This window comes from Kurthia sp. Dielmo, assembly GCF_000307285.2.
Lineage (GTDB): Bacteria > Bacillota > Bacilli > Bacillales_A > Planococcaceae > Kurthia > Kurthia populi.
The window spans coordinates 421,210-433,450 of sequence record NZ_HE578957.1 but is presented as its reverse complement, the minus strand read 5'-3'; the positions used below and the strand labels follow the sequence as shown (position 1 = coordinate 433,450).

Annotated in this window: 10 protein-coding genes and 1 pseudogene; all 11 read left to right on the top strand. The window is 37.5% G+C overall.

The window, feature by feature from the left end:
* Positions 1-43 precede the first annotated feature (43 nt).
* The 11 genes and pseudogenes from dnaK (at position 44) to KTHG_RS06995 (ending at position 12,203) form a co-directional block, all read left to right on the top strand.
* The gene (dnaK, locus tag KTHG_RS07045) at positions 44-1,882 is read left to right on the top strand and encodes a molecular chaperone DnaK (protein ID WP_139992418.1); all 1,839 of its coding nucleotides are present in this window, start codon (positions 44-46) and stop codon (positions 1,880-1,882) included.
* A gap of 177 nt (positions 1,883-2,059) precedes the next feature.
* Positions 2,060-3,202: a molecular chaperone DnaJ gene (gene dnaJ / locus KTHG_RS07040; RefSeq protein ID WP_139992416.1), complete on the top strand. Its 1,143-nt coding sequence runs from the start codon at positions 2,060-2,062 to the stop codon at positions 3,200-3,202.
* A 19-nt stretch (positions 3,203-3,221) separates the two neighbouring features.
* Positions 3,222-4,163, top strand: a complete 942-nt coding sequence (gene prmA / locus KTHG_RS07035; RefSeq protein ID WP_139992414.1) for a 50S ribosomal protein L11 methyltransferase — start codon at positions 3,222-3,224, stop codon at positions 4,161-4,163.
* A 4-nt stretch (positions 4,164-4,167) separates the two neighbouring features.
* Positions 4,168-4,907: pseudogene (locus tag KTHG_RS07030) on the top strand (16S rRNA (uracil(1498)-N(3))-methyltransferase).
* Positions 4,908-4,928: 21 nt separating this feature from the next.
* Positions 4,929-6,272, top strand: coding sequence for a tRNA (N(6)-L-threonylcarbamoyladenosine(37)-C(2))-methylthiotransferase MtaB (mtaB, locus tag KTHG_RS07025; protein WP_139992412.1), 1,344 nt, complete (start codon positions 4,929-4,931; stop codon positions 6,270-6,272).
* Positions 6,273-6,403: 131 nt separating this feature from the next.
* Positions 6,404-6,625 carry a hypothetical protein gene (locus tag KTHG_RS07020; RefSeq protein WP_139992410.1) on the top strand — a complete coding sequence of 74 codons (222 nt, stop codon included), beginning with the start codon at positions 6,404-6,406 and terminating at the stop codon, positions 6,623-6,625.
* Positions 6,622-7,242 (top strand): N-acetylmuramoyl-L-alanine amidase family protein, encoded by a 621-nt coding sequence (locus tag KTHG_RS07015; RefSeq protein ID WP_139992407.1) that lies wholly within the window; start codon positions 6,622-6,624, stop codon positions 7,240-7,242. The genes KTHG_RS07020 and KTHG_RS07015 overlap by 4 nt, the downstream gene beginning before the upstream one ends.
* A 143-nt stretch (positions 7,243-7,385) precedes the next feature.
* Positions 7,386-8,054 (top strand): deoxyribose-phosphate aldolase, encoded by a 669-nt coding sequence (gene deoC, locus KTHG_RS07010; protein WP_126991157.1) that lies wholly within the window; start codon positions 7,386-7,388, stop codon positions 8,052-8,054.
* A gap of 143 nt (positions 8,055-8,197) precedes the next feature.
* The gene (gene rpsU, locus KTHG_RS07005) at positions 8,198-8,371 is read left to right on the top strand and encodes a 30S ribosomal protein S21 (RefSeq protein WP_010287987.1); all 174 of its coding nucleotides are present in this window, start codon (positions 8,198-8,200) and stop codon (positions 8,369-8,371) included.
* Between the two features lie 269 nt (positions 8,372-8,640).
* Positions 8,641-10,017, top strand: a complete 1,377-nt coding sequence (locus KTHG_RS07000) for an amino acid permease (protein WP_126991158.1) — start codon at positions 8,641-8,643, stop codon at positions 10,015-10,017.
* Positions 10,018-10,211: 194 nt separating this feature from the next.
* Positions 10,212-12,203: an ABC1 kinase family protein gene (locus tag KTHG_RS06995; RefSeq protein ID WP_255512403.1), complete on the top strand. Its 1,992-nt coding sequence runs from the start codon at positions 10,212-10,214 to the stop codon at positions 12,201-12,203.
* Positions 12,204-12,241: the final 38 nt, after the last annotated feature.

Here is a 12,241-nt window from a genome sequence, read left to right as displayed (position 1 = left end):
AAACGTCTAAAATAGGCGCTTAAATATAGGAGGAAAATTCAATATGTCTAAAATTATTGGTATTGACTTAGGTACAACAAATTCATGTGTAGCAGTATTAGAAGGTGGCGAACCAATCGTAATCGCTAACAAAGAAGGCGCACGTACAACTCCTTCAGTTGTTGCTTTCAAAAATGGCGAACGCCAAGTTGGTGAAGTAGCAAAACGCCAATCAATCACAAACCCTAACACAATTATTTCAATTAAACGTCATATGGGTACGGATTATAAAGTAAAAGTAGAAGATAAAGAATATACACCACAAGAAGTGTCAGCAATGATTCTTACACATTTAAAAGAATATGCTGAAGATTATTTAGGCGAAAAAGTAACAAAAGCGGTTATTACTGTTCCTGCTTACTTCAACGATGCAGAGCGCCAAGCAACAAAAGATGCTGGTAAAATTGCTGGTCTTGAAGTAGAACGTATTATCAACGAACCAACAGCAGCAGCACTTGCCTACGGTTTAGAAAAACAAGACGTTGACCAAAAAGTTTTAGTATTTGACCTTGGTGGAGGTACATTTGACGTATCTATCCTTGAACTAGGTGATGGTGTATTTGAAGTATTAGCAACTGCTGGTGACAACCGTCTTGGTGGTGATGACTTCGACCAAAAAATCATTGATTATTTAGTAGCAGAATTCAAAAAGGAAAACGGCATTGATCTTGCTCAAGATAAAATGGCATTACAACGTTTAAAAGATGCTGCTGAAAAAGCGAAAAAAGAACTTTCTGGTGTATCTACAACTCAAATTTCACTACCATTCATTACTGCGGGTGCAGAAGGTCCATTACACTTAGAAGTATCTCTATCTCGTGCAAAATTCAACGAATTAACTGCTGATTTAGTAGAACGTACAATGGTTCCTACTCGTCAAGCGCTTAAAGATGCTGGTCTTTCTGCTTCAGAAATCGATCAAGTAATTCTTGTTGGTGGTTCTACTCGTATCCCTGCAGTTCAAGAAGCTGTACAAAAAGCAACAGGTAAAGAACCTCATAAAGGTGTAAATCCTGATGAAGTAGTGGCATTAGGTGCTGCAGTTCAAGGCGGCGTACTTACAGGGGATGTAAAAGACGTCGTATTACTTGATGTAACGCCACTTTCTCTAGGTATTGAAACAATGGGTGGCGTATTTACAAAATTAATCGACCGTAATACAACAATCCCAACATCTAAATCTCAAGTATTCTCAACTGCTGCAGATAACCAACCAGCTGTAGATATTCACGTATTACAAGGTGAACGTTCAATGGCTGCTGATAACAAAACATTAGGTCGTTTCCAATTATCAGATATTCCTGCTGCACCACGTGGTATTCCACAAATCGAAGTAACATTTGATATTGATAAAAATGGTATTGTAAGTGTTACAGCTAAAGATTTAGGTACACAAAAACAACAAAACATTACAATCCAATCTGATTCAGGTTTATCTGAAGAAGATATCGAACGTATGGTACAAGAAGCAGAAGCAAACGCAGACGCTGATAAAAAACGTAAAGAGGAAGCAGATCTTAAAAACGAAGCAGATCAATTAGTATTCCAAACTGATAAAACATTAACTGACCTTGGTGAACAAGTGACAGAAGATGAGAAAAAACCAGTTTTAGAAGCGAAAGATGAGTTAGCAAAAGCAATCGAAGCTGGCGAACTTGAAGGCATTAAAGCTGCAAAAGAAAAATTAGAAGGGTTATTACAACCACTAGTAATGAAAGTTTACGAACAAGCTGCGGCTGCACAACAAGCAGAACAAGGCGAGGCTGGTGCTGACACAGCATCTAAAAAAGATGATGGCGTTGTAGATGCAGACTTCACTGAAGTAGACGAAGACAAAAAATAATGATGATGCCTAATTGGCGTATCGAAAGATAGACAACTAAATAGCTTTTAGTAAAAGTCCATCGTATATAAAGAGCCAAAGACCGTATCCGGGCTTTGGCTCTTTTCAATATATCGAAACAGAAAAAAACATGATACAATAATAGCTATGTGAATAGAGCGGAGTTGAAGAACACAAATGGAAAAACGTGATTATTATGAAGTGCTTGGCGTCGAAAAAACAGCGACACAAGCAGAGATAAAAAAGGCATACCGAAAATTATCAAAACAGTATCACCCAGATATTAATAAAGAACCTAGTGCGGCTGAAAAATTTAAGGAAATCGCAGAAGCATATGAAGTGTTAAGTGATGACCAGAAACGTGCTCAATATGATCAATTTGGTCATGCTGGAGCACAGCAGGGCTTTGGAGGCGGCGGATTTGGCGGCTTCGGAGGTGGCGGTGACTTCGGAGGATTTGAAGACATCTTTAGTTCATTCTTCGGAGGCGGAAGCAGCCGACGTCGTGATCCAAATGCACCGCGTAAAGGTGCAGATATCGAGCATTCAATCGTCTTAACGTTTGAAGAAGCTATTTTTGGGGTTGAAAAAGAAATCGAACTTGTGCGTGACGAAACATGTGACACATGTCATGGTTCAGGTGCAAAACCAGGTACAACAAAAGAGACATGTTCTCACTGTCATGGTGTAGGACAAGTGAATGAAACCGTTAATACACCATTCGGTCAAATGACAAATCGTCGTGCCTGTCAAGTATGTGGTGGTACAGGATCGATTATTAAAGAAAAATGTGATACTTGCCACGGTGCAGGTAAAATGAAAAAACGTACAAAAATTAAAGTTTCGATTCCTGAAGGGATTGACCACGGTCAAACAATTCGTGTAAGTGGTAAAGGTGAAGCTGGATTAAATGGTGGACCATACGGTGACTTATACGTAACAGTACGTGTACGACAAAGCGATAAATTCGAACGTGATGGCGATGATATTTACTACGAATTACCAATTACATTCGCGCAAGCTGCATTAGGAGATGAAATCGAAGTACCAACTGTACACGGTAAAGTGAAAATGAAAATTCCTGCTGGTACACAAGGCGGCGATCGATTCCGTTTACGTAGCAAAGGTGTTAAAAATGTTCAAGGTTACGGGCAAGGGGATCAACATGTCATTGTAAAAGTTATTACACCTAAAAAATTAAATGCAAAACAAAAAGAACTATTACGTGAGTTTGCGGAAATTTCTGGTGACATTCCGGAAGAACAAGGTAGCTCATTATTTGATAAGATTAAACGTAAAATTAATGATTTAAAAGACTAAAATTAGGAGTTGATTGCAAGTGAAATGGTCAGAACTATCCATTCACACATCGGAAGAAGCGGTAGACGCAATTTCGAATATTTTACATGAGGCCGGCGCTAGTGGCGTCGTGATTGAGGACTCACAAGATTTTGAACGACAACGCGACCAACAATACGGAGAAATTTATGCGTTAGATCGTGAAGATTTTCCTGCAGATGGAGTTATCGTCAAAGCATATTTACCCGTATCAAGTTTTTTAGCTGAAACAGTCGAAGAAATCAAACTTGCAATCAATAATCTTAAGAACTTCAATATTAATGTTGGTGAAAATCTTGTATCACTTTCAGAAGTAGATGAAGAAGATTGGTCTACTACTTGGAAACAATATTATCATCCCGTGAAAATTTCAAATCGCTTTACAATTGTTCCATCTTGGGAGAATTACGAGCCTGTTGAAAGCGATGAATTGATGATTGAATTAGATCCAGGAATGGCATTTGGTACGGGGACACATCCAACGACTGTCATGAGTTTACAAGCATTAGAAAAATATGTACAAAAAGATATGTACGTAACAGATGTTGGTACTGGTTCTGGAGTTTTAGCAATCGGCGCATCAATGTTAGGTGCAAGTCATGTACACGCACTTGATTTAGACCCTATTGCAGTAACGGCTGCAAAGGAAAATATTGCACTAAATCATATTACAGGCACAATCGACGTTGTCGAGGGGGACTTACTTGATACCGTAAGAGAACCTGCAGATATCGTAGTCGCAAATATTTTAGCTGAAATCATTATGACCTTTACAAATGATGCATATACGGTTGTTAAACCAGGTGGTCTTTTCATCACATCAGGTATTATTGAAACGAAAAAAGAAGACGTGAAACAATCTCTTACAGAAGCAGGATTTGTCATCGATGAAGTGATGATGATGGAAGACTGGGTAACGATTGTGTCACGTAAACCGGAGTAAGACGATGCAACGATATTTTATAGAAGAACGATTTCATGAAGGTACAGTGACGTTAACTGGAGACGATGCACGTCATATTACAAAAGTAATGCGCATGCGTGAAGGAGAAGAAATCATTGTTGTTGAATGTGAGGAAACAGCACATATTTGTGCAATAACTGCCTTTAACGAGCACGATGTTTTGGTTCAACAAACGGGACGTACAATTCCATCACCTGAATTACCAATCGATGTAACAATTGCTTGTGGATTACCTAAAGGTGATAAGTTAGATTTGATTGTTCAAAAGGGTACAGAATTGGGTATGTATGGCATACTACCATTTGAAGCGGCACGTTCTATTGTGAAGTGGGATGCTAAGAAAAGCGCGAAAAAAATAGAACGTTTACAAAAGATTGCAAAAGAAGCAGCAGAGCAATCTCACCGCACACATATTCCGGTCGTAGAACAGCCAGTTTCTTTTGCGCAACTTGTTAAAAAGTGTGCAAAGTATGATGTTGTCTTTGTAGCAGATGAAGAAGATGCAAAACTAAAAGAGCGCACACGACTCGTTGATAAACTAAAAAAATTTACGATTGCAAATCGATATTGGTTATTTTTGGACCAGAAGGTGGTATTGCGCGTGATGAAGCAGAAAAACTCCGTGCAGCAGGTGTCATTACAACCTCTTTAGGGCCAAGAATTTTACGTGCAGAAACAGCACCACTTTATATGCTGTCTGCAATTTCATATGAATTTGAGTAATTAGAAAGAGGTGTCGCAACCTTGTCTAAGGTGGCTTTTCACACATTAGGTTGTAAAGTAAATCATTACGAAACAGAAGCAATTTGGCAATTATTTAAAGAAGATGGTTACGAGCGTACCGATTTTGACCACCAATCAGATGTATATGTGATTAATACATGTACAGTGACGAATAGTGGAGACAAAAAAAGCCGTCAAGTGATTCGCCGAGCTGTTCGTAAAAATCCAGATGCTGTTATTTGTGTAACTGGTTGTTATGCACAAACATCACCAGCAGAAATTATGGCAATTCCAGGTGTTGATATTGTTGTTGGAACACAAGACCGTCAAAAATTATTAGGTTTAATTGAAGAGTATAAAAAAGAACGTCAACCCATTAATGCAGTACGTAATATTATGAAAAATCGTGTTTATGAAGAGCTTGATGTACCCTATTTTACAGACCGTACGCGAGCATCTTTAAAAATACAAGAAGGCTGTAATAACTTCTGTACATTTTGTATTATTCCTTGGGCTCGAGGCTTAATGCGTTCGCGAGACCCTGAACAGGTTGTAAAACAAGCCCAACAACTTGTTGATGCAGGATATAAAGAAATTGTATTGACAGGAATTCATACAGGTGGCTACGGTCAAGATTTAAAAGATTATAATTTAGCAATGCTTTTACGTGATCTTGAAACGAAAGTAACGGGTCTTAAGCGTTTGCGTATTTCATCAATTGAAGCTTCGCAAATTACTGATGAAGTAATGGATGTTTTAAGAGATTCAAAAATTATTGTCAATCATTTGCATATTCCAATTCAAGCCGGATCTGATACGGTGTTAAAACGTATGCGTCGTAAATATACGATGGAATTTTTTGGAGAACGTTTAACTAAATTGAAAGAAGTATTACCAGATTTAGCGATTACTTCAGATGTTATTGTAGGGTTCCCGGGTGAAACAGAAGAAGAGTTTATGGAAACCTATAATTTCATTCGTGAATATGAATTTGCAGAGCTTCATGTCTTCCCATTCTCAAAACGTACAGGCACACCTGCAGCGCGTATGGAGGATCAGGTTGATGAAACAGTGAAAAATGAGCGTGTACATCGCTTATTATCACTTAATGATCAATTAGCAAAACAATATGCAAGTCGTTTTGAAGAAGATGTCTTAGAAGTTATTCCTGAAGAAATCGTCAAGGCTGGCGAACCGCATGAAGGTATGTTACTAGGGCATACAGCGAATTATATGAAGGTAGCCTTTGAAGGTACGCCTGATATGATTGGTCAAATTGTCAAAGTGAAGGTAACCAAGGCAGGATACCCAATCTCAAGCGGACAATTTGTTCGTGTAATGGATGATGAACCTGTAGAGTTATAGCAATGTTAGAAGGGAGGAGTAGGTAACTACTGCTCCTTTTTTGTGGTATTTTATAAAAGAGAGGATTTTTGACATCTCTTTAAGTATGTCTGGGTAGGGTATAATTTAACTTACAGAAGGGTGTGATAGCCATGCAAAAACTTCATTTAGCACTTTTAACAGTAGCAGTGCTTATTCCTTTAGCCTTTTTTACGCTACTACAGCCTGTATGGAAAGATTCATTGGCTACACTAGATAAAGAACATGTACTAGTAGCAAAGCCTGAAAAGAACGTAATTATAAAGCAGGTGGAATCTAAAAAGGATAAACAAGGTGCAAAAAAATCTGTAGTTAGTAAAGAAAAGAAAAAATAAGCAAACCAGTCATTGTCATTGATGCAAGTCATCAAAGAACGAAGGACTTAACAACAGAACCAATTGCACCAAAATCGACAGAACGGCGCGCAAAACAATTAGCGAGTGCTATAGGGGTTGTGACGAAGCAAAAGGAATATCACGTAACAATGAACTATGCGAAAGCGTTGCGTACACAGCTTGAAGAAAAGGGCTATAAGGTCGTTTTAACGCGTTCTGCGCATGATGTGAAGCTTTCCAATAAAGAACGTGCTAAAGTGGCAAATAAAGCGCGAGCAACGTTAGTTATTTCATTGCATGCAGATGGTGGGAAAAGCTATCAGAACGGCTTTTATATAATGAGCCCTTCAAAGAAATCAACGACGTCTAAACGATACAAGGAAAGTAATCAGCAGGCCAATGCCATTTTAAAAAAGGTTTCCACAAAAGGTAAGGTTTTCTCAACAGGACATTTTTATCGAGAGGATTTAGCGCTATTTAATTATACGAAAGCACCTGCAATTTCGATTCAGCTAGGGTTTTTAACGAATGTAAAAGATGATAAAAAATTAGCTGATAACGTTTATATGGAGAAGCTAGTAAAAAGAATTGCGAACGGTATACAAGCCGCGAAATAATGGTAATTCCTTTTTTTGTCGAAGCAAAACGTTTTGTCTAAATTGGAGTGGGTATAATTTTAGTAAACGCTTTCTATTTAGAACGCAACATGCTATTCTAATGAGAGGTACGGACAACTTTATTTAAAGGAGAGTTTTTTTTCATGACTGAAAATTATGCATCATACATTGATCACACATTATTAAAACCAGAGGCAACAAAAGAACAAATTATCGCATTATGCGCAGAAGCAAAGCAATATGATTTCGCCTCTGTTTGTGTTAATCCTACATGGATTGAAACAGCTGCAAAAGAATTAGAAGGCGCTGTATCAAAAGTATGTACAGTAATTGGATTCCCGCTTGGAGCAAATACATCAGATGTAAAAGCATTTGAAACGAAAGATGCGATTGCTAAAGGTGCTGATGAAGTAGATATGGTATTAAACATTGGCGCATTAAAAGGTAGCGACTATGAACTAGTATTAAATGACATGAAAGCGGTTGTCGAAGCGGCAAACGGCACACTTGTAAAAGTTATTATCGAAACATGTTTATTAACAGATGAAGAAAAAGTAAAAGCATGTGAATTAGCTGTTGAAGCAGGGGTTGATTATGTGAAAACATCAACTGGTTTTTCAACAGGTGGTGCAACACCTACAGATGTAGCGCTTATGCGTAAAACAGTAGGTCCAGACCTTGGTGTTAAGGCTTCAGGTGGCGTGCGCTCTTTAGCAGATTTAAAAGCAATGATCGAAGCAGGAGCAACGCGTATTGGTGCAAGTTCTGGCGTGAAAATTATGCAAGGTTTAGCTGCAGAATCAGATTATTAAGCAACAAAACATTATTCGACTAAAATTTTTTGATACCTATTGACCACAGAAATATAATCTGGTATACTTTTTAAGTACACAACGATATGAACATATAATAGTATCATGTTGTGTTGATGTGTGTTCGGAGGGAGGGAAAAGAGATGACAAAAACTGTCGTTAGAAAAAACGAATCGCTTGAAGATGCTCTTCGTCGCTTCAAACGTACTGTTTCTAAAAGCGGTACTATTCAAGAGGTAAGAAAACGCGAATTTTATGAAAAACCAAGCGTAAAACGCAAAAAGAAATCAGAAGCTGCTCGTAAACGTAAGTGGTAATTTCCATTCCTAGACAATCCCTACGTTCATAAACACGCACTATCATGATTTAACAAATTGCAAATGAATCAGACCTAAAGGATTTATCCTTTAGGTCTTTTTTTATGTGTTGAAATGATATGAATTATTCTTTTTTTGTATAAAATTGAATTTTTATATTGAAATATGAATAAATATTCGATATGGTTGTATTGCTGAAAAAATTTGAAAATTAGAAAAGAATGATGGGAAACATCTGTTTTTCTAATCAGCACAACAGGGGGATACATATGGAGCAACAATATCAGTTAAAACGCTCAATTAAAAGTAGACATATGTTTATGATTTCATTAGGGGGAGTTATCGGCACGGGATTTTTCTTGAGTACCGGTAATATTATGCATGAAGCGGGCCCATTTGGGACATTGCTTGCTTATTTAGTTGGGGGTCTCACAATGTTTCTTGTGATGATGTGCCTCGGAGAACTTGCTGTACATAGCCCAACTACTGGCTCATTTCATGAATATGCAACACGTTTTATCAGTCCAGGGGCAGGTTTTGCTGTCGGTATTATATACTGGCTCAACTGGGTCGTTACAGTAGGATCGGAGTTTACGGCTGTCGGATTGCTTATGCAACGATGGTTTCCAGATATTTCGGTATGGATTTGGAGTGTCATTTTTGGTGTCATTATTTTTGCTTTTAATGCCTTCTCTGTTAAATTTTTTGCCGAAAGTGAGTTTTGGTTTGCTAGCTTAAAAATTATTCTAGTATTAGTATTTATTGTTTTAGGTGCAGCGGCTATTTTTGGCATTGTACCAATTACAGGTCATGAACAAGCACCTCTTTTCTCGAACTTTATGAGTGAAGACGGACTATTACCACATGGTGTAGCACCTATTTTAATTGCGATGGTATCAATCAGTTTTGCGTTTGCTGGAACAGAACTCATTGGGATCACCGCTGGGGAAAGTGAAAATCCAGGGAAAGATATTCCACGCTCTATTAAAAATATTATTTGGCGCACACTATTTTTCTTTGTGGGGGCTGTCATCGTTTTAGGGGCTTTACTACCATGGCAAGATGCAAGTGTATCAGAGAGTCCATTTGTAACTGTATTTGATATGATTGGGATTCCGTATGCAGCGGACATTATGAATATTGTTATTATTACAGCACTTATTTCTGTAGCGAATTCAGGTCTTTATGCATCAACACGTATGCTATGGTCGTTAGCAAATGAAGGTATGGCGCCCAAAATGTTCTTAAAGGTGAATAAACGTGGAATTCCAATGCCAGCGTTAATTATTTGTATGCTTATTTCTTGTCTATGCTTACTTTCAAGTATTTACGCACCAACAACGGTTTATGTAATGCTAGTAGCAATTGCTGGATTTGGCTGTGTCGTTGGATGGATGGGCATTGTAGGAGCACAGTATATGTTCCGCCGTAAATATATACGTGATGGTGGAGATGTAAAGAAACTGGCATTTCGAGTGCCACTATATCCATTGATGCCAATCGTAGCGTTTGTGTTATTAACTATCTTTACACTAGGACTATTATTAGACCCAAGTCAGCGTAGTGTTTTTTACTTTGGTGTACCGGCACTTATTATTTCCTGGGTAGGTTTTGATATGTATTATCGTAAAAAATCACATGCATAATAAAAAACAAAGTGATGGTTAAACTTACTGAATTAAAAAACTAAGAAAATATAACGAGAAACACTTTTAAAGGAAAAACCTTTGGAAGTGTTTTTTACTGTCTCGGTATCTAGGCAGTGCTTTCTTTTCTTTTTTTCAGCTAGATATGCGACTTTTTTTGGAAAGGATTGTATGCTTAAAGAGTAGAAAGGGTGGTGCTAGAATTGAGTATCGTCGTGACAATCATACAACTGCTCGTAATGGGCTTTTTCATTTACTTTTTAAGTGGGCGTTTGATGGGGACAAAATTAAATATGATTAAACGGATTTTGTCAGCTGTGCTTAGTGTCGGGCTTACAACATTTATTTTCTGGTATTCTTATTTCCGTCATACGAATTTTTTTAATCAAGATGTAGTTGAGCAAGTATCAAATATTACAACACTTGTTTGGTTTGGTAGTATGTTGCTTATCTCAATGCTATTTTATTTAATCTTTGAATTGTTTGATCCAAAGCAGGAAAGTGACTTTCAAGCAAATCAAGAAAATACATTTTTAAAAATTCGTAGTAATTATTATCGTAAACGCCGTCTTGCACAAGTTTTTCGAATTGCATTTAAGCAAGGGATTGGGAAGGCATTACAATATAAGCGTTCGTATGAGAATGATCGTTATATTGCTGTTGTACTGCGAAATATTTTAGAAGAAACAGGTGGTATCTTTATTAAGTTTGGACAAGTGCTGTCGACGCGTAAAGATATTTTACCACCCGTATTTATTGAGGAATTTTCTAAATTACAACAAAATGTTCGGGCTATGCCAAGTGATGAAGTGCAGCAAATTATCCGTCGTGAATTTGGAGAGGATCCAAGTGTTTATTTCAAATACTTTTCAGAGTCGCCTCTTGCAGCAGGCTCTATTGGACAAGTACATCGCGCACGACTTCGAGATACAAATGAAGAGGTAATTGTAAAAGTACTACGTTCTGATGTGACTCGTATTATGAATAAGGATTTGGATATTTTACTTCATTTTGCGATGTGGTTAGAAGAAGAATCTATTTGGGCTGAAAATTTAGGGTTCTATCAATTAGCGACAGGGTTTGCTTCGGGTTTGCGGGAAGAAATTAATTTTGATATTGAACGCCGCAATATGGAACAAATTACTAATGCATTAAAAGGTTCAGATCATAATGTACGTATTCCAAAAGTGTACCCTGAGCTTTCAAATCGAAAAATTTTAGTGATGGAGTATATTAAAGGCGTATCGATTACGAAAGCAACACCATTATTGAAGCAACGAGGGATTTCACAGCAAAAAGTTTTAGGTGAAATATATGGTGCTTTTTTAGAACAACTACTTGTGGCCGGTGTTTTTCATGCAGATCCACATCCAGGAAATGTTTATGTCATGGAGGAAACGGGGGAACCGGTATTTTTAGATTTTGGTGCAGCTGGTCGCATTGGGCCTCTTCAAAACAGGGGACTACGCACCTTATTAATAGGTATTGCACGTAATGATGTAAAAATTATGGTACAAGGGCTTGAAAACTTAGTGACAGATGGTAATTTGAAAAATCGTGCACGACTAGAGCAGGATTTGAGTCAACTGTTAATTAGCATTCAATATATGGATAAAATCTCAACAGAAACGCTTATCCAACGTTTATTTGATATTATGAAAAGTCATGAGTTAAAGCTTTATCCAATGGTTAGTATGGCACTTAGAGCATTAATTACGATGGATGGGACATTAAGCTCTGTCGATCCACATTATGATATTTTTAATGAAGCGAAGCGCTTTTCAATTGATAATAAACAGGAGCTTGCACAAACACTAACAGTCGATGAGTTGAAAACAACAGCGGTTCAGGAAATGATTTTGTTGATGCCACAACTACGTGATATGCCAAGACGTGTAGATCAAATTTTTCAAAATTTCGAGCGTGGTGAAATGACAGTAAAAGCAGATATTTTTGCAGATACGAAAAATGCCACTTTTATTTCACACTGGCTATCACTGCTTATTTTATTAACAGTGGCCATTACATTTAGCTTTATTTCAGTGGCACTATTAGCCATAGCTCAGTTTATTGATGGCATGTACGCTGTATATTTAAATACAGCAGCCTTTGTTGGTTTGTTTTTGAGTGCAGTCATTCTTGTTAGATTGTCTGTCCAGGCATTGCGTTATTCGAAAAGAATTTGAAAAATTATGAAACTTTTTCTAGGTAAATCCGTAAATAA